Annotated in this window: 16 protein-coding genes; 11 read left to right on the forward strand and 5 right to left on the reverse strand. The window is 65.7% G+C overall.

What is annotated here, in order from left to right; genetic code table 11:
• The first annotated feature begins 20 nt into the window (after positions 1-20).
• From LDJ84_RS14105 to LDJ84_RS14125, 5 genes are all read left to right on the forward strand, one after another.
• Positions 21-1,325: a nucleotide disphospho-sugar-binding domain-containing protein gene (locus tag LDJ84_RS14105; RefSeq protein WP_024762786.1), complete on the forward strand. Its 1,305-nt coding sequence runs from the start codon at positions 21-23 to the stop codon at positions 1,323-1,325.
• Positions 1,318-1,683 carry a cupin domain-containing protein gene (locus LDJ84_RS14110; protein ID WP_193452443.1) on the forward strand — a complete coding sequence of 122 codons (366 nt, stop codon included), beginning with the start codon at positions 1,318-1,320 and terminating at the stop codon, positions 1,681-1,683. The genes LDJ84_RS14105 and LDJ84_RS14110 overlap by 8 nt, the downstream gene beginning before the upstream one ends.
• Before the next feature lie 137 nt (positions 1,684-1,820).
• Positions 1,821-2,165, forward strand: coding sequence for a cupin domain-containing protein (locus LDJ84_RS14115; RefSeq protein ID WP_226046492.1), 345 nt, complete (start codon positions 1,821-1,823; stop codon positions 2,163-2,165).
• A 4-nt stretch (positions 2,166-2,169) separates the two neighbouring features.
• Positions 2,170-3,222, forward strand: a complete 1,053-nt coding sequence (locus LDJ84_RS14120) for an aminoglycoside phosphotransferase family protein (protein WP_065084688.1) — start codon at positions 2,170-2,172, stop codon at positions 3,220-3,222.
• The gene (locus tag LDJ84_RS14125) at positions 3,219-4,721 is read left to right on the forward strand and encodes an aldehyde dehydrogenase family protein (protein ID WP_226046493.1); all 1,503 of its coding nucleotides are present in this window, start codon (positions 3,219-3,221) and stop codon (positions 4,719-4,721) included. Before LDJ84_RS14120 ends, LDJ84_RS14125 begins: the two co-directional genes overlap by 4 nt.
• 4 nt (positions 4,722-4,725) lie before the next feature.
• Here the strand turns inward: LDJ84_RS14125 and LDJ84_RS14130 are convergent, their stop codons facing one another.
• The 3 genes from LDJ84_RS14130 to LDJ84_RS14140 form a co-directional block, all read right to left on the reverse strand.
• Positions 4,726-5,322, reverse strand: a complete 597-nt coding sequence (locus tag LDJ84_RS14130; protein WP_024762791.1) for a GNAT family N-acetyltransferase — start codon at positions 5,320-5,322, stop codon at positions 4,726-4,728.
• A gap of 186 nt (positions 5,323-5,508) precedes the next feature.
• The gene (locus LDJ84_RS14135; protein WP_024762792.1) at positions 5,509-6,189 is read right to left on the reverse strand and encodes a response regulator transcription factor; all 681 of its coding nucleotides are present in this window, start codon (positions 6,187-6,189) and stop codon (positions 5,509-5,511) included.
• A 54-nt stretch (positions 6,190-6,243) separates the two neighbouring features.
• Complete coding sequence (locus LDJ84_RS14140) at positions 6,244-7,566, reverse strand: CapA family protein (RefSeq protein ID WP_038803181.1); 1,323 nt, start codon at positions 7,564-7,566, stop codon at positions 6,244-6,246.
• A gap of 282 nt (positions 7,567-7,848) precedes the next feature.
• On the opposite strand from LDJ84_RS14140, the gene LDJ84_RS14145 reads away from it, so the two are divergent.
• From LDJ84_RS14145 to LDJ84_RS14170, 6 genes are all read left to right on the forward strand, one after another.
• Positions 7,849-9,702 (forward strand): DUF1302 domain-containing protein, encoded by a 1,854-nt coding sequence (locus LDJ84_RS14145; RefSeq protein WP_024762793.1) that lies wholly within the window; start codon positions 7,849-7,851, stop codon positions 9,700-9,702.
• Positions 9,703-9,728: 26 nt separating this feature from the next.
• Positions 9,729-11,087, forward strand: a complete 1,359-nt coding sequence (locus LDJ84_RS14150) for a DUF1329 domain-containing protein (RefSeq protein ID WP_024762794.1) — start codon at positions 9,729-9,731, stop codon at positions 11,085-11,087.
• A 209-nt stretch (positions 11,088-11,296) separates the two neighbouring features.
• Positions 11,297-12,202 carry a LysR family transcriptional regulator gene (locus LDJ84_RS14155; protein WP_024762795.1) on the forward strand — a complete coding sequence of 302 codons (906 nt, stop codon included), beginning with the start codon at positions 11,297-11,299 and terminating at the stop codon, positions 12,200-12,202.
• A 120-nt stretch (positions 12,203-12,322) separates the two neighbouring features.
• Positions 12,323-13,516: a M20 aminoacylase family protein gene (locus tag LDJ84_RS14160; protein WP_226046494.1), complete on the forward strand. Its 1,194-nt coding sequence runs from the start codon at positions 12,323-12,325 to the stop codon at positions 13,514-13,516.
• Positions 13,513-14,787 (forward strand): MFS transporter, encoded by a 1,275-nt coding sequence (locus tag LDJ84_RS14165; protein ID WP_170858638.1) that lies wholly within the window; start codon positions 13,513-13,515, stop codon positions 14,785-14,787. Before LDJ84_RS14160 ends, LDJ84_RS14165 begins: the two co-directional genes overlap by 4 nt.
• 66 nt (positions 14,788-14,853) lie before the next feature.
• Positions 14,854-15,963: a M14 family metallopeptidase gene (locus LDJ84_RS14170; protein WP_024762798.1), complete on the forward strand. Its 1,110-nt coding sequence runs from the start codon at positions 14,854-14,856 to the stop codon at positions 15,961-15,963.
• A gap of 144 nt (positions 15,964-16,107) precedes the next feature.
• Here the strand turns inward: LDJ84_RS14170 and LDJ84_RS14175 are convergent, their stop codons facing one another.
• Positions 16,108-16,287 (reverse strand): hypothetical protein, encoded by a 180-nt coding sequence (locus LDJ84_RS14175; RefSeq protein ID WP_024762799.1) that lies wholly within the window; start codon positions 16,285-16,287, stop codon positions 16,108-16,110.
• 165 nt (positions 16,288-16,452) lie between these two features.
• Positions 16,453-16,929, reverse strand: coding sequence for a hypothetical protein (locus tag LDJ84_RS14180; protein WP_226046495.1), 477 nt, complete (start codon positions 16,927-16,929; stop codon positions 16,453-16,455).
• Between the last annotated feature and the right edge of the window lie 241 nt (positions 16,930-17,170).

A 17,170-nucleotide genomic window follows, 5' to 3' on the forward strand; every position in this document is an offset into this window, starting at 1 on the left:
AAGACCTACAGGAGAGCACCATGAGTAGTGAACGCAAGGTCATCGCCTTCTTCCCCGAGGCCGCCTACGGCCCGGCCCTCAACTCCGTCGGCATCGCCCAGGCCTGCGAGGCGCTGGGGCACAAGGCGGTGTTCCTCACCGATCCGGGCATGACCGGAGTGTATTCGGCCTACGGCTTCGAGGAGCACTACGTGAACATGTCCGAGCCGATGCCGGCCGAGGAGATGGCGCGCTACTGGACCGACTTCATCAACGGCCACATCCCCAACTTCCGCAAGGCGCCGATCGACCAGCTCGACAACTACGTGAAGGAGTGCTGGGAGGCCATCGTCTCCACCGCCAAGTGGGCGCAGAAGGAGCTGCCGGCGATCCTCGACAGGATCAAGCCGGACCTGATCTGCGTGGACAACGTGATCCTCTTCCCGGCCATCAAGCACTACGGCAAGCCGTGGGTGCGGATCATCTCCTGCTCGGAGAACGAAGTGCATGACCCGGACATCCCGCCGTACCTGTCGGGCATGAGCGTGGACGACAAGGAGGGCCACGCGCGCTTCCAGAAACGCTTCGAGGAGGTGATCGCGCCGATCCACGCCGACTTCAACGACTTCCTCGCCCAGTGTGGCGAGCGACCGTACCCGCTGGGCACCTTCTTCGAAGAGTCGCCCTACATGAACCTGTTGCTGTACCCGGACCCGGTTAAGTTCCAGCGCCGCCATCCGCTGCCGGCGCGGCAGTTCCACTACCTGCAGGGTTGCGTGCGCACCGACAAGCCCTACGAGATTCCGCAGTTCAAGGCGCACAACGACAAGCCGCTGCTGTACGTCAGCTTCGGCAGCCTCGGCTCGGGCGATGTCGACCTGCTCAAGCGCCTGGTCACCGCCATCGGCAAGCTGCCGTACCGCGCGCTGTTCAATGTCGGCGAGCACGTGGAGAAATACGACGACCTGCCGGACAACGTGATCGTTTCCAACTGGTACCCGCAGCCCTCGGTGATCGCCCAGGTCGACGGGGTGATCCACCACGGCGGCAACAACAGCTTCACCGAGTGCCTGTTCTTCGGTAAGCCGGCCATCGTCATGCCCTACGTCTGGGACGGCCACGACAACGCCATGCGTGCCCAGGAAAGCGGCCACGGCCTGCGCATGGACCGCTACGACTGGAGCGAGGAAGACCTGGCGCGCAACATTGCCCAACTGCTCGGCGATGACCTGATGAAAGAGCGCCTGGCGCGCACCAGCGACTACATGCGCTCGCGCAAGGGCCCGGAAGACGCCGCGCGCATCCTCGATCAACTGATGGGTGGCAAGGCGGTGAGCCATGGCTGAGTTCAAGGCCGACAGCACGGCGCCGCACATTCGCGGCGCCCGCGAGTACGACGACCTGGTGGACTGGGGCGTGCAGTCCGATGCGCTGGAGGGCGTCTCGCACTCCAGCGGGCGCCTGCTGTTCAAGGGGCCGAACAACAGCCCCGAGACCGGCCTATGGGTCTGCACCCCCGGTCGCTGGCGGTTGTCGATCCCGCGTGACGAGCTGTGCCATTTCGTTTCCGGGCGCGCCACCTATCGCTCTGATGAGGGCGAGGTGATCGAGGTCGAGCCCGACACCCTGGTGCTGTTCCCCGCCGGCTGGACCGGCGAATGCACCGTGCACACGACCCTGCGCAACCTCTACATGCTGGCGTGATTTTGTAGGGCGCATAACGCCTCAAGCGTTATCCGCCACCAACCTTGCGCCGAACCTGTCGGCGGATAACCGCAAGCGGTTATTCGCCCTACGCCTTAACCGGCTGCCCGTGCGGGTGGCCATCGCTGGAGAAAGACATGAAAACCCCCGTTATCCATCGCCCGCTGCAAGTCACCGAACTCAAGGACTGGGGCGTGATCCCGACCATGCTTGAGGGCGAATCCCACGTCAGTGGCGTGGTCCTGCACAAGGGGCTCGAAGGCCAGTCCGAATGCGGCATCTGGCACTGCACGCCGGGCAAGTGGTTCTGCCACGTGACCAGCGACGAGTTCTGCCACTTCCTCGAAGGCCGCTGCACCTACGTGCACGAGTCCGGCGAGGTGATCGAGATCGAGCCGGATACCGCGGCCTTCTTCCCCAAGGACTGGAAGGGCGTGTGCACCGTGCACGAGACCGTCAAGAAGGTCTACATGATCCGGTGATGCCATGAACCTGCCTTGCGAAACCACCCGTGCCGCCGCCCGCGAGACCTTCCTCGCCGGCAGCGGCCTGGCCGGAGAGACGCTGACCGCGCTACCGGCCGACGCCTCGGCGCGGCGCTACTTCCGCGTCGACGGCAAGGGCCTGCTGCTGATGGATTCGCCACCCGGCGCCGAGCCGCTGGCGCCGTACCTGCGGGTGGCACAACTGCTGCGCGACTGCGGGCTGTCGGCGCCGAACGTGCTGGCCGCCGACCGTGAGCTGGGCCTGGCGCTGATCGAGGACTTCGGTGACGCCACCTATACCCGGCTGTTCGCGGCCGGTCACAGCGAAACGGAGCTGTACCGTCTCGCCGTCGACGCGCTGGTGCGCCTGCACCGTGCCGGCCCGCAAGCGGCAGAGGGTGTGCCGGCCTACGACGGGCAGAAGCTGGGCGAGGAAGCGGCGCTGTTCATCGATTGGTACGCGCCGCTGCTCATCGGCGAGAAGGCCGCCGCGCAATTGCGCGAACGCTATCTCGCCGAGTTCGCCGCGCTCTGGCGAGACGCCTCGATGCGCCGCGAAGTACTGGTGCTGCGCGACTATCACGTCGACAACCTGATGCTGCTGGAGGGCCGGGACGACGTGGCGGCCTGCGGGTTGCTGGACTTCCAGGACGCGCTGTTCGGCGCGCCGGCCTATGACCTTATGTCGCTGCTCGAAGACGCGCGCCGCGACATTCCCGAAACGCTGCGCGTGACCCTGCTCACCCATTACCTCGGCCAGCGCCCGGAAGTGGACGGCCGGCGCTTCCTGGCCGACTTCCAGGTGCTCGCCGCGCAGCGCCACGCCAAGGTGCTGGGCATCTTCGTGCGCCTGGCCAGGCGCGATGGCAAGCACGGCTATCTCAAGCACCTGCCGCGCGTACTGCGGCTGTTCCAGCGCGCGCTGGATAACGAGCAGCTGCGCCCGCTGGCAGCGCTGCTCGACGCAAACCTGCCGAACTGGCGCCAGCCGCTGGAGAGCGACGTGATCGCCCAGCGTCTGGCCTCACCCGAATCCCTGCGGAGCATTCCATGACCGACTTTCACGTTGACGTGCCCCTGCGTTTCATCGGCCCTCACTATCAGGGCGTGGCGACGCAGCGCCTGCGCGACATCATCAATCCCGCTGACCTCACGCCCGTGGGCCGCATAGCCCTGTGCGATACCGAGGATGTGGACGCCACCATCGACGCCGCCAACGCTGCCCAGCGCGAGTGGAAGCGTGTCGATGCGAAATCCCGCGCGGCGATCCTTCACCAGTTGGCCAACGCCATCGAGACCGACCAGGCGACCCAGCGCGAAGTGGCACGGCTGATGACGCTGGAGATGGGCAAGCCATTCCCCGAGGCCATAGGCGAGCTGGCCAACTGCGCGCCGATCTTCCGCTACTACGCCGAGATGGCCCGCGATGAAGCGGGCAAGGTAGCCGGCACCACCCAGCTCGGCTCGTTCCAGCATGTGCGCTACGAGCCCTATGGGGTGAGCGTGCACATCATGCCGTTCAACTTCCCCATCCTGCTGATGTGCTGGACCCTGGCAGCCTCGCTCGCGGCGGGCAACGCCTGCATCGTCAAGCCGGCGGAAAGCACCACGCTGTGCACGCTGAAATTCATGGAACACTTCAAGGTGCTGCCGGCGGGGATGGTCAGCTGCGTGCCGGGCGATGCCAGCACCGCGCAGCGCCTGGTGCAGTCCGAGCGTACCCACGCCGTGGCCTTCACCGGCAGCGTCGCCGCCGGCAAGGCAGTGGCCGTGGCCTGCGCCGAGCGGATGAAACCGGCGGTGATCGAGGCCGGCGGCAGCGACCCGATGATCATCTCCCGCCACGCACCGCTGGAAGTCGCGGCGGCCGGCGCAGTGACCGCAGCCTTCCACCTGAGCGGGCAGATCTGCACCTCGGCGGAGCGCTTCTATGTGGTCGACGAAGTGCATGACGAGTTCGTTGCGCGTTTCGCCGAGCGGACTCGCGCGTTGCGCATCGGTCACGGGCTGGAGCGCTCAGAGATCGGCCCGATGGTCAGCGAAGCGGCACGCGCCAAGGTGATTCGCCTGGTGGACGACGCCATCGCCAAGGGTGCCACGCTGGTCTGCGGCGGGCGCATTCCGCCGCAATTCCCGGTGGGCTGGTACTACGAGCCGACCATCCTCACCGACGTCACCCCGGCGATGGCCATCTTCCACGAGGAGTGCTTCGGCCCGGTGGCGGCGATCTGCAAGGTGAAGGATTTCGACGAGGCCGTGCGCCTGGCCAATGACTCGCCCTTCGGCCTGGGCGCCTCGCTGTTCTCCACGGACCTGGCCGAAGCCATGGAAGCGGCGGACCGCCTGGAGGCGGGGATGGTCTGGGTGAACAATCCGCTGATCGACAACGATGCGCTGCCGTTCGGCGGCTGGAAGATGTCCGGCATGGGCCGCGAACTCGGTCGCCAGGGGCTGGATGCGTTCCGCCGCTCGAAGATGGTGATCATCGACCACCAGCCGCAGATTCATTCCTGGTGGTACCCCTACAGCGACGAGGTGTTCTACCAGGGCTGATCCTTCAAGCCGAGGTGCGGCCCAGCCTTTGCTGCAGCCGCGCCTTCACCTCGGACCACTCGCTGTCGATGATGCTGAAACGCACCGAGTTGCGCTTGCGGCCGTCGGGCATGATGCGTTCGTGACGGACGATGCCTTCCTGCACAGCGCCCAGGCGCAGGATGGCGGCGCGGGATTTCTCGTTCAGCTCGTCGGTGGTGAACTGCACGCGCACGCAATCGAGCTGCTCGAAGGCGTAGGTGAGCAACAGGAGCTTGGCCTCGGTGTTGATCGGTGTGCGCTGCGCCGACAGGGCGAGCCAGGTGTGGCCGATCTCCAGCTTGCGGTTGGCTCGGTCGACCTTCCAGAAGCGCGTGCTGCCGACGATCTTTCCACTGCGCCGGTCAAGGATGGCGAAGGGCAGGACGGTTCCTTCCTCCAGGCCCTTTTCGGCCTTGGCGATATAGCCCGCGACCGTGTCCGGCCCGGGTACCACGGTGACTTTCAGGTTCCACAGTTCGCCATCGGCGGCTGCGTCTAGCAGGGCCTGCGCGTGTTCGGCGCGCAGGGGGAGGAGTTCGACGTGGTCGCCGATCAGGTGGGGACAGGTGAGGGCGTGCATGCTGTGCGGCTCTTCAGGACGAGGCTACAGCCTACCGGATGCCACGCGGTTTTCTAGGAGCGAGGGGGACGCCGGGGCCTTGCTCGTGAACCGGCGCGATATGTGGATCGCCGCTGAATCCGTTTGCGAGCAGGCTCCACCGTACGGCGGATAACGCTGAAGCGCTATGCGCCCTGCGAGGGCGTTTCAGCCGACGAAGCGATAACCCTTGCCGCGCACCGTCAGGATCAGCGGATGCGAGGGCGCTTCGCCCAGCTTGGCGCGCAGGTGGGCGATGCGCACGTCCATCGAGCGGTCCAGGCCGTCATAGGTAATGCCGCGCAAGGCGAGGAACAGCTCATCGCGGCTCAGTGTCTGGCCGGCGCGGCTGGCGAGGTACCAGAGCAAGTCGAACTCGGCGCCGGTGAGGTCGATGCGCTGGTCATCGCGATGGACCTCGCGCTGCCGTGCATCGAGGAGCAGGCCGGCGATTTCCAGTCGTTCGGAAGTGGTTCCGGGAGCCTCGCGACGCCGTAGCAGCGTGCGCACGCGGGCCAGCAGCAGGCTGGGGCGCACCGGTTTGCAGACGTAGTCGTCGGCGCCGTTTTCCAGGCCGTCGATCTGCTCGGTGTCTTCCGAGCGCGCGCTGAGCATGAGGATGGCCCCCGAGTAACCGGGGCGGATGCGCCGGCAGACGGACAGGCCGTCTTCGCCGGGCAGCATGCGGTCGAGGATCACCAGGTCCGGGCGTTCGTCCATCACCCGGGCAGCGGCGCGGGCGCCGTTGGCTTCGATGCTGGCGGTGAGACCGTGGTGCTCGAGAAAGTCGCGGGTGAGTGCGGCGAGACGCAGGTCGTCCTCGACGATGAGAATGCGGGTGGTTGTCATGGCTGCGGGAGTCAGAGGGCGCCGGGCAGCTTGTGGCTGCCCGGCGCTGCGGCATCAGAGTGTGATGCGCGCAATCGAGCCGTCGATCGACAGCCGAGTACCGTAGGGCTCCGACAGCGCGGCGAAGCGCTGCAGGATCGCTTGTGCATGGTCGCCTTCGGCCAGGCGCGGACGGCCACGGCGGTGCACCGCCTCGCCCAGGCCCAGGCTCACCGGGTGCAGTTCGATGCCCGTCAGGCGACGGCCGTCGAACTGGCACACCGGCACCAGGCTTTCCCAGAAGCGCGAGTCGGAGGGAAAGCTGCGGGTGTCGTTCTGGGTGCGCTGCAGGAAGACTTTCGACGGCGTCTGGTTGCGGTCCACGCGGAACTGCTCGTAGCTGTCCGCCGGCAGGCGCGACACCAGTTCGTTCTGACCGATGAAGTTGCCCAAACTGTAGAAGATCGGCTTGCCGTTGTAGATCTCCATGCCGCGCAGCAGGTGCGGGCCGTGGCCGACCACGATGTCGACGCCGGCATCGATCATGCGCCGCGCCACCGGCTGGACGAATTCGGCCGCCACTTCCAGGTCCCACTCGCCGGCGGCGTCGTGGCCCAGTTCGTGGGCGTGGATGCTCAGCACCACCACGTCCGACATCAGCCGCGCTTCCTCGACCCAGCGCAGGATCTCGTCCATGTCCTTCTTGCGCGGCAGGGTGCGCAGGCGCGAGGACTCGCCCTGGCGGAACAGCAGCGGGGTGAAGGGGCCGAATACCGCCAGCGACGGATCGGGAATCGGATGGGCGAAGCCCAGGTCCACCGCGCCCTGGTAGAGGCGGTCCAGGCCGAGGCTGGCGATGATGCCGCGCATGGCTTCCATCTGCGCGCCGTCGAGCTGGTGCACGGTGTCGTAGCGCAATGGGTTGAGGCCGGGTCGGCCGGGCATGTCGCGGGTCTGCTCGCTGGCTTCCTGGCCCTTGCCGAAGGTGGAGGTGCAGGCCAGCAGCGAGACGGTGCCGGCGGGTTTGGTGCAGTACACCGGGCGGCGGGCTTCCTCCAGGTTGCGGCCGGTGCCGGCGAACAGCAGCTCGCGCTTGTTCAGCTGGGCGTGGGCGGCATGCAGGCCGGCGATGCCGTAGTCGAGGCTGTGGTTGTTGGCCGTGGAGAACAGGTCGATACCGCCCTCCACCAGTTCATCGAGGATCCACGCCGGCGCGCCGAAGTGCGAGCCGCCGCTTTCCAGCACGGCATCGCCCTGGAAGTCGTTGGGCAGCACTTCCAGGTTGGTGAAGCTGACGTCGGCGCCGCGCAGCAGGTCGAACAGCGGGCGCAGGGTTTCGTCGTCGCGGCTGTTCAGGCGGCGTTGCAGGATGCTGTCGCCGGTCAACGCAATCTTCATGGTCCACCTCATCGTTGGGGAGTCGCTGATGGCGGCGGACTTTAGGGCAACTCAAGGCTGCGGTCGGCTGAATCCTGGGTATCGCAATAGCCGTCGGTTATCGCTCGCGGAGCTTCGCGCGGGGGGATGGTCGCGAGCTTGCATTCTGGCTATGGGCATCACTTTTTTTCAGAAGTCAGGCTCGTGACCGCGCTCTTACCATGCGACCGCCTACCGGCCGACGAGCCGGGGGCAGGGGTGGCGCGGCTTGCCGTGACCAGCACGATCCAGGCGGAGAGCAGCATGAAAAGAACAATAACCGGCGCCGCAGGCTTCAGGCCGCACGCGCTGGCGCTGGCGACCAGCATGGCCCTTGGCGGGGCAACTTCGGCTCAGGCGGTGAGCTTCAACGTGGGGGAAATCGAGGGGCGCTTCGACTCGACGCTGTCCATCGGTGCGAGCTGGGCGATGGACAGCCCGGACAAGAAATTCATCGGTACCCGCAACGGCGGCACGGCGTCCAGCCAGACTTCCGACGACGGCCGCCTGAATTTCAAGAAGGGCGAAACCTTCTCCAAGATCTTCAAGGGCCTGCACGACCTGGAGTTGAAGTATGGCGACAGCGGTCTGTTCCTGCGGGGCAAGTACTGGTACGACTTCGAGCTGAAGGACGAGCATCGCCCGCTCTACGATATCGACGACAGTGGTCGAGACAACGCCGCCAAGTCCTCCGGCGTCGAGCTGCTCGATGCCTTCATCTACCACAACTACGACTTCCGCGATCTGCCCGGTACCGTGCGTCTGGGCCGCCAGGTGGTGAGCTGGGGCGAGAGCACCTTCATCCAGAACGGCATCAACTCGATCAACCCGGCAGATGTCGCCGCGCTGCGTCGTCCCGGTTCCGAGGTGAAGGAAGCGCTGATCCCGGTGAGCATGCTGTATTTCAACCAGGGGTTGACCGACACCCTGTCCATGGAGGCCTTCTACCAGCTCGAATGGGAGAAGACCGTGCCGGACAATTGCGGCACCTTCTTCGGCAGCGATGTGGCGGCCAAGGGCTGCGACATCAACATGGCGGTGAACGGCAGCGACTTCGACCGCGACATCGACGGCACCGGCATCAGGGGTGGCTATGGCTACGTGCCGCGAACCAGGGACCATGACGCCCGCGATGGCGGTCAGTTCGGCGTGGCGTTGCGCTGGATGGTCAATGACACCGAGTTCTCCGCCTACGCGATGAACTACCACAGCCGCACGCCGACCAGTAACTGGGTGGTGGGCAAGGGCGCGCTGGCCGACCCGGTGGGGGGCCTGATCGGGCAGGGCGGGCGCAGCACCGCCAGCTGGTACCTGGATTACCCCGAAGATATCCGCCTCTACGGCCTGGGCTTCAACACCACCTGGGGCAGCACGGCGGTGCAGGGCGAGATCAGCTACCGGCCGAACATGCCCATGGGCATCAACTCAAGCGACGTTTCCGGTGCCGCGACGCTCGGCTCCGCGGCGACCAGCCCGCTGGTCAACGGCGGCCTGCCGATCTTCTCCAGCGGCTGGGCGGACTCGAGCTACGGCTCGCTGATCCAGGGCTACAAACGCCTCCCTTACACACAGGCGCAGATGACCTTCACCAACACCTTCGACCAGATCCCGGTGATCGGCGCCGAACGCCTGACCCTGGTCGGCGAGATCGGCTTTGGCCATATCGCCGACCTGGGCTCCACCGACGGCTCGGACCTGCGCTTTGGTCGCAGCAGCGTCTATGGCAATGGCGAACTGGCCAGCGCCGGCACCTCCGCGTTGCTGGGACTGTCGGGCAATGCGATCTGCCAGAAGGTGGTGAACACCGCCAACCCCGGCCAGTGCGACGACAAGGGCTTCTACACCCAGAATTCCTGGGGTTACCGCGTGCGCGCCGGCCTGGAATACAACGACCTGATCGGCGGCATCTCGTTGCGCCCGAACCTGGCCTTCTCCCACGACGTGGAAGGCTACGGCCCGACCTTTAACGAGGGCGACAAGTCAGTCAGCGTCGGCGTCGATGCCGAGTACCTGAGCCGCTACACCGCGAGCATCAGTTACACCGATTACTTCGGCGGTGATTACAACGTCAACACCGACCGCGACTTCCTCGCCGTCAGCCTGGGCGTCAGTTTCTGATGCCTATCCGTCCCAGAGGTACAAGCATGAACAACAAGCAATGGTTGCAGGCGGGTTGCCTGACGCTGAGCCTGCTCGCCGGGCAGGTCATGGCCGCGGTCGGCGCCGACCAGGCCGCGCGCCTGGGCAATGAACTGACGCCTGTGGGTGCTGAAACAGCGGGCAACGCCGATGGCAGCATTCCAGCCTGGACCGGTGGCCTGGCGCCCAATGCCGGCAAGGCCGACGCTGGCGGCTTCCTCGCCGATCCGTATGCGGCCGACAAGCCGCTGTTCACCATCACCGCGCAGAATGCCAGCCAGTACCAGGACAAACTCACGCCCGGCCAACTGGCCATGTTCCAGCGTTTCCCGCAGACCTATCGCATCCCGGTCTACCCCAGCCACCGCAGCGCGAGCTACCCGCAGGCGGTGATCGATGCGGCGAAGAAGAACGCCACCGCCACCTCGCTGGCCGAAGGCGGCAACGGCCTGACCAACTTCCAGATGACCGTCCCGTTCCCTATTCCGCAGAGCGGCCTGGAAGTCATCTGGAACCACGTTACCCGCTACCGCGGCAATGCGATGCTGCGCACCACCGCGCAGATGAACCCGCAGACCAACGGTGACTACACCATCAGCTACATGAAGGAGCAGTTCGCCTTCCCGTTCGGGCTCAAGGACTACGACCCGGCGAAGATGAACAACATCCTCTACTACTTCCGCCAGGAAATCCTCTCGCCGCCGCGCCGCGCCGGCAGCGTGATGCTGGTGCTGGAGACCATCGATCAGGTCAAGGAACCGCGCATGGCGTGGATGTACAACGCCGGCCAGCGCCGCGTGCGCCGCGCCCCGCAAGTGGGCTACGACAGCCCCGGCGCGGAAGGCATGCGCACCTACGACGACTTCGACATGTTCAACGGCGCGCCGGATCGCTACGACTGGAAACTGGTGGGCAAGAAGGAGCTGTATATCCCCTACAACAGTTTCGCGCTCGACTCGCCGACGCTGAAGTACGAGGACATCGTCAAGCCCGGCCACCTCAACCCGGACCACACCCGCTACGAGCTGCATCGCGTGTGGCATGTGGTAGCGACCCTTAAGCCGGGCCAGCGCCATATCTACAGCAAGCGCGACCTGTACATCGACGAAGACAGCTGGCAGATCGCCGAGGCCGACGCCTACGACGGTCGCGGCAGCCTCTGGCGTGTGTCCGAGGGCCATGCGCGGCCGTTCTATGACCAGCAGTTCACCTGGCTGACGGCGGAGACCCACTATGACGTACTGTCCGGCCGCTATACGGTGTCCGGCCTGCGCAACGAAGAGAAGAGCAGCTACGACTTCGCGGTGCAGTCGAGCAGCAACGACTTCACGCCCAACGCCTTGCGCGCCACGGGTATCCGCTGACAGCGGGCTCTACTGGCGCTCACCGGCGCTCCTTGTGTTTATCAGCGGCCTTCGGGCCGCTTTTTTTTCGCCTGCGCCTCGCTCGCTCCTGCAAATTCATGCGAACACGACCCGCCGGTCCCGCTCCGTTTACCAACCGTTACTCACGCAGGCCTCGTTTTTGCTTTATGTTCGGACCTGTTACCGATCCCCGAGCCGTCGTTCAAGCCATGAAGTTGCATCAACTCCGCGCCATCGTCGCCATCTGCGAGAGCGGCAGCATCCAGGAGGCTTCGCGCCTGCTGCATATCTCACAGCCCGCCCTGTCCAAAAGCATCAAGGAGCTGGAGGCCGAGCTGGGCGTGCCGCTGCTGGTGCGTTCCAACCGCGGCATTACCGCCACCGAATACGGCGAGCGCCTGGTGCGCCGGGCGCGCCTGGTGGTGGAGGAGGTGCGCCGCGCGCGGGATGAAATCGAGACGCTCAAGGGCGCGATGGACGGCCGCGTGGCCATCGGGGTGTCGCCGGTGACCCCCAGCCAGCAGTTCGCCAGTTGCCTGCTGCGTTACCGCAAGCGCTACCCCAAGGTGCAGTTGCAGATCAGCGAACTTCGTCCGGCCAAACTGCTCGAAGGCCTGCGCGAAGGTCAGCTGGATCTTGTGCTCACCTCGCAGCCGGCCTCGCGCAATGTCGATGGTTTCCACTGGCAGGAGCTCTACGCCCAGCCCACTACGTTGGCAGTTCGCAAGGGACATCGACTGCGCAGCGCCCGCTCGCTGCACGAACTGCTCGACGAGGAATGGCTGGTGCCCGACTCGCTGGATGTCTCCCTCGCCGGGCAGATGTTCGAGCAGTACCAGGTGCGTTATCCGGAGCGTGTCATCGAGTGCGCCTCGGTGGTGCTCTACGCGGAGCTGGCGGCCAATACGGATGCGGTGAGCTTCTGGTCGCGGAGGGTGTTCGACCTGCCCATCGTGTCCAGCACCCTGGAGGCGCTGGACATCGCCGAGACCGTGCCGGGCACCGACATCTCCCTGGTCTGCCGGCCGCCGGAGCTGATGACCCGCGAGGCGCAGACTCTGGTGGACGAGCTGGTCTACGCCTTCAAGGGCCCGCACCTGCGCAAGGCCGACTGATTCTGGCTCGAAAACGGCCGTCGATAACCAGCCTCGATAAGCATGCGTGAAGGTCATTATTCAGCATCGCGCGCGTGGGGCATCCTGCCGGCCACATCAGAACAATGAGCAGGATGCGGCATGAGTCAGCACCCCACGATAGAAAGACTTGCGGCAAGCACCGAGGACTTCGCGCGGATTCGCCGGGACCTCCACCAGCATCCCGAACTGGGCTTCGAGGAGGCGCGCACCAGCGCCATCGTCGCCGGCTACCTGCGCGAATGGGGCTATGAAGTCCATGAGGGCATCGGTGGTACCGGCGTTGTCGGCGTACTGCGCCAGGGCAACAGCGCGCGCAGCATCGGCATTCGCGCCGACATGGATGCATTGCCCATCGACGAGGCCAGCGGTGTCCCCTACGCCAGCCAGCACGCCGGGCGCATGCACGCGTGCGGCCACGACGGCCATACCGCCATCCTGCTCTGTGCCGCACGCGACCTGGCCGAGCAGCGCCTCTTCGACGGTACCCTCAACCTGATCTTCCAGCCCGCCGAGGAAACCCTCGGCGGCGCCGTGGCGATGATGGACGATGGCCTGTTCGAGCGCTTCCCCTGCGATGCGGTGTACGCGCTGCACAATGCGCCGGGCCTGCCGGTCGGTTGCTTCCTGACCCGCGAGGGCGCGCTGACGGCATCCTCCGACCGCGTGTCGATCCGCCTGACCGGTGTCGGCGGTCATGGCGCCATGCCGCACCTGACCAAGGACCCGATTGTCGCCGCCGCCGAACTGGTACTGGCACTGCAAAGTATCGTCGCGCGCAATGTGCCGTCCACCGAAGTGGGCGTGGTGACGGTCGGCATGCTCAAGGCAGGGGAGGCGGCCAACGTCATTCCCGATCATGCCGACCTGCGCCTGAGCGTACGCGCTACCAGACCCGACGTGCGCGAGCTGCTCAAGCGGCGCATCGGCGAGATCACCCGTGGCGTTGCCGCGGTGCACGGCATGGAGCTGCAGTACGAATACGAGGAGCTGGTGCCGGTGCTGGTCAATACGCCGGAAGAAACCCGCCTCGCCCGCGAGGTACTGACCGAGCTGGTCGGTCCGCAGCGCCTCCTGTCCGAGATCCCTTCGGGCTTCCTCGGCAGCGAGGATTTCGCCTGGATGCTCGAGCGCCGCCCCGGCTGCTACATCGCCCTGGGCAACGGCAACAGCGGCCCCAGCGGCTGCATGGTCCACAATCCAGGCTACGACTTCAACGACGCCGCCATCCCCTTCGGCGCTGCCCTCTGGGTGCGACTGGTGGAAACCTTCCTGGGCACGGGAGCCAGAGCATGACCCGACGTAATGGGGTACTCATTCTGTTGATGCTGGTGATGGTCATCAGCGTGCTGGACAAGACCATATTCGCCTTCGCCGGCGCACAGATCATCGACGAACTGAAGCTCTCGCCGACAGAGTTCGGCTTTGTCGGCAGCGCGTTCTTCTTCCTCTATTCGATCTCCGGCGTGCTGGTGGGCTTCCTCGCCAACCGCTTCCCGACGCGCTGGATTCTCGCCGGCATGTCCGTGGTGTGGATGGCCTCGCAACTGGTCGTGGCGCTGTCCAGCGGCTTTGCCGCGCTGGTCGCCGGGCGCCTGTTGCTGGGCGCCGGCACCGGCCCGGGCACGGCGGTGACCCAGCATGCCTGCTTCAAGTGGTTCGGGCCGAAAGAGCGTGTATTGCCCTCGGCGCTGATCCAGGTGTCGATCATGCTGGGCGCCGTGCTCGGCGCGTTGAGCCTGCCGCTGGCGATCCAGCATTTCGGCTGGCGCACCGCGTACTTCCTGTTGGCGTTGCTCGGGCTGGTCTGGCTGGTCGTCTGGCTGATCTTCGGCCGGGAAGGGCAGCAGACCGAGCAAGAGGGGCCGGGCGCGTCGCTGCGTCTGCCGTACAGTCGCCTGTTACTGAACCGCAGCTTCCTCTGGATCACCCTGATGGGCTTCCTCAGCTATTTGCCCACCGCGCTGGTGTACAGCTGGGTGCCGGTCTATCTGCAGAAGGGCCAGGGCATGACGCCGATGCAGTCGGGCTACACAGTGATGGTGGTGACGGTCGGGGTGATACTTGCCAACCTGCTGCTCTCGACGCTGTCGCAGCGGGCCATGCAGCGCGGCACCTCGGTGCAGCGCGCCATGGTGCTGCCGCCGATGGCCTTTGCGGCGGTCGCTGGCATCGCCTTCTGCGCGCTGACCCTGCTGCATGGCGATCGTCTGGCGATCCTGGTGCTCTATGCACTGGGCGCCATCCTGGTGAACGTCCTGCCGACCTTCTGCAACACCCTGGTCGCCTATATCGCCCCGAGCTCACAGCGAGGTTCGATGCTGGCGATCCATATCGGCGGCATGACCAGCGCCGGCATGCTCGCGCCATGGATAGTCGGCCAACTGGTCGAGCTGCGCGGTGGTGACATTGCCCATGGCTTCGAGACGGCGCTCGGCCTGTTCGGCGTGCTCACCGTCGTCTGCGCCATCCTCGGCTGCCGGATCATCGCTCCCGAGCGCACTCGCCAGTCCCTGCAGGGCGGGCACAGCGAAGCGCCGCTCCCCGGTGCTGTCGGCCACGCCTGATCTCTTTCAAAGGGCCCGCACGTCGGGCCCATATTCCTGACTCGAATCCAATCATCCGGAGTGGTGATGAAGCCGTCTGCCTGTTTTTCCCAGAGCTACGCCGAGGCGCGTGGCAAGTTTCTCGCCGCCTGCCTGTCCGCCGGCCTGGTCGTCGAGTCCCACCGCCACCCATTGCCAGGCCGAGATGGCGAGCCGCTGGCGCTGGATGTGGCTCGCGGCGGCCCGAGCGATGCGCAGAACCTGCTGATCATCAGCAGCGGCTGCCATGGGGTGGAAGGCTTCTGCGGCTCGGCGGTGCAGGTCGCGCTGCTCAACGACCCCGATTGGCTTGAGCTATGCGCCAAGGCCGATTGCGCGGTGCTTTACCTGCATGCCGCGAACCCCTATGGATTTTCCTGGTGGCGGCGTTGGACCCACGAGAACGTCGACCTGAATCGCAACTTCATCGACTTCTCCCAACCGCGCCAGCGCAACCAGGCCTACGCAACATTGGACCCGATCCTGATACCGCGCCGCTGGCCATCTTTCGCCAGCCACCTGCGCCTGCTGCGCTACGCCATGCGCCATGGGCGCAAGCGATTGCAGGCGGCCATTTCCAGCGGCCAGGACAGCCACCCCAACGGCCTGTTCTATATCGGCGCCAAACCGACCTGGAGCAACCAGGCGGTGCGCCAGGTGCTGCGCCAGCATGCACGTCAGTGTGCTCGCCTGGGTTGGATCGACGTGCACACCGGCTTGGGCCCTAAGGGGCATGGCGAGCGTATCTACGTGGGGAGTGACGACCCGCGAACGCTGGCGCGCACGCGTCGCTGGTGGGGAGCCGAGGTGACTTCTGCGAGGGAAGGAGGATCGGTGTCGGTGCAGTTGCAGGGGCAGATGATCCTGGCCGCCGCCAGCGAGTGCCCGCAGGCCGAGCTGACCGCCATCGCCCTGGAGTACGGCACGCTGCCAGGGCTCAAGGTCCTCAAGGCGCTGCGCGCCGACCAATGGCTGGCCAACAATCCCGGCGTGCCGGCAGACAAGGCCCGGCGTATCCATCGCCAACTGCGTGATGCCTTCTACGTCGACGAGGATGGCTGGAAGCGCCAAGTGCTGGAGCAGGCCGGCCAAGCGGCGCGGCAAGCCCTTGCCGGGCTGGGCGAGTCTCAGGCACTGCCGGCGCGCGCGTCGAGGTAGCAGGCGGTGATGCACCGCGCCCCTTCGGGAGCGGAGCTGCCGGTCGGCCATGGGTTTTCCCTCGACGTCGAGACTAACGCCTCCAGCCACTACCGCTGCATGCGGGCAGGCCCAGTGGCTTGGGAAAACGCTGGGGGGATCGTATCAGCGGCCGGGCAGCATCGGCGTCAGGTGCAGGATGTTCAGCAGGTGCGGAACGCGTAGCGGGTAGCAGGCCTGCAGGCGCACCCGCGCCTCGGAGAGGGTCATCTGACGGGAGAACGAGCGCAGCACAGTCTTGCCCAGGCAGTGACCGTCCTGAAAATGCACGAGGAATTCATTCATGGCAAAGCGACAACGAGGAAACACGCACGAGGAGGCGCACAGGGCGCGAATAATAGCGGCTTCAGCGCGTTCATCGTTGCCATAAATCATCCTTTGCAGGAACTGTCCGACGGAACGCTTTGTCCGCCACCGGCCGAATCGACGACCGGAGGTGTCGGAAATGGCCTAGAGCCCGGAGGCATGCTCGTAAGAGTAGTCCAGGCGCAGAACGTTGTAGTCCAGGCGCATGCCGAAGGCGTGCATGAAGAAGGCCTCCAGCTGCAGCTCCAGCGAGCGCGAGGTCAGCGTGGCCAGGCGCGCGCCCTGGCGGCGCGTGCGGCGGTTCACGGCGGTGAATTCCTCGTGGACTATGCCCTGGGCGGCCGGGTCGGCAATCAGGCGATAGCAACTGTCCGGCAGGTCGTCGCGCTGGGTGGCCGACAGGCTGAGCTCGGGGTGCCCTTCGGCATTGGTGATCAACTCCACGCAGCAGCGCAGACCTCGGTCGCGGGCGAAGCGCGAGGCCTCTTCGAAGGCCGGCAGGGCCTTCTGCAGGACCTGGATCTCGAAGGCGAGGAAGAATTGCTCGTCGAATTCAACGTCCTGGGTATCGCGGGGTGCCTGGTTCAACATCGCCGGCATCTCCTGTGTCGATGAAGCCATGAAACGTCCGGAAGCGACCGTCGGGATCGCCGAAGTTTCGTCATCGCGGCATTGCGGATACAACGCACACAGTCAGTCGGCAATGCCATTTGCCTGAACGAAAGGCCATCTCACTGAAGCCACGCAGGACTGTCAACGAGCATTTCCATATAAGAACGGCCCCTCGCAATAGCCAAGCGTTCACCTCGGAGAGGCGAGACCAGCCGGTGGCGCGATTGGCGTGGTCAACACGAGGTGTAAT

Origin of the sequence: Pseudomonas sp. HS-18, assembly GCF_020401845.1 — a bacterium.
Taxonomy (GTDB): Bacteria; Pseudomonadota; Gammaproteobacteria; order Pseudomonadales; family Pseudomonadaceae; genus Pseudomonas; species Pseudomonas nitroreducens.

Excerpts from the sequence above, each read along its gene's own strand:
- LDJ84_RS14105 (WP_024762786.1), top strand. The coding sequence starts at position 21 with ATGAGTAGTGAACGCAAGGTCATCGCCTTCTTCCCCGAGGCCGCCTAC.
- LDJ84_RS14110 (WP_193452443.1), top strand. The coding sequence starts at position 1,318 with ATGGCTGAGTTCAAGGCCGACAGCACGGCGCCGCACATTCGCGGCGCC.
- LDJ84_RS14115 (WP_226046492.1), top strand. The coding sequence starts at position 1,821 with ATGAAAACCCCCGTTATCCATCGCCCGCTGCAAGTCACCGAACTCAAG.
- LDJ84_RS14120 (WP_065084688.1), top strand. The coding sequence starts at position 2,170 with ATGAACCTGCCTTGCGAAACCACCCGTGCCGCCGCCCGCGAGACCTTC.
- LDJ84_RS14125 (WP_226046493.1), top strand. The coding sequence starts at position 3,219 with ATGACCGACTTTCACGTTGACGTGCCCCTGCGTTTCATCGGCCCTCAC.
- LDJ84_RS14130 (WP_024762791.1), bottom strand. The coding sequence starts at position 5,322 with ATGCACGCCCTCACCTGTCCCCACCTGATCGGCGACCACGTCGAACTC.
- LDJ84_RS14135 (WP_024762792.1), bottom strand. The coding sequence starts at position 6,189 with ATGACAACCACCCGCATTCTCATCGTCGAGGACGACCTGCGTCTCGCC.
- LDJ84_RS14140 (WP_038803181.1), bottom strand. The coding sequence starts at position 7,566 with ATGAAGATTGCGTTGACCGGCGACAGCATCCTGCAACGCCGCCTGAAC.
- LDJ84_RS14145 (WP_024762793.1), top strand. The coding sequence starts at position 7,849 with ATGAAAAGAACAATAACCGGCGCCGCAGGCTTCAGGCCGCACGCGCTG.
- LDJ84_RS14150 (WP_024762794.1), top strand. The coding sequence starts at position 9,729 with ATGAACAACAAGCAATGGTTGCAGGCGGGTTGCCTGACGCTGAGCCTG.
- LDJ84_RS14155 (WP_024762795.1), top strand. The coding sequence starts at position 11,297 with ATGAAGTTGCATCAACTCCGCGCCATCGTCGCCATCTGCGAGAGCGGC.
- LDJ84_RS14160 (WP_226046494.1), top strand. The coding sequence starts at position 12,323 with ATGAGTCAGCACCCCACGATAGAAAGACTTGCGGCAAGCACCGAGGAC.
- LDJ84_RS14165 (WP_170858638.1), top strand. The coding sequence starts at position 13,513 with ATGACCCGACGTAATGGGGTACTCATTCTGTTGATGCTGGTGATGGTC.
- LDJ84_RS14170 (WP_024762798.1), top strand. The coding sequence starts at position 14,854 with ATGAAGCCGTCTGCCTGTTTTTCCCAGAGCTACGCCGAGGCGCGTGGC.
- LDJ84_RS14175 (WP_024762799.1), bottom strand. The coding sequence starts at position 16,287 with ATGAATGAATTCCTCGTGCATTTTCAGGACGGTCACTGCCTGGGCAAG.
- LDJ84_RS14180 (WP_226046495.1), bottom strand. The coding sequence starts at position 16,929 with ATGGCTTCATCGACACAGGAGATGCCGGCGATGTTGAACCAGGCACCC.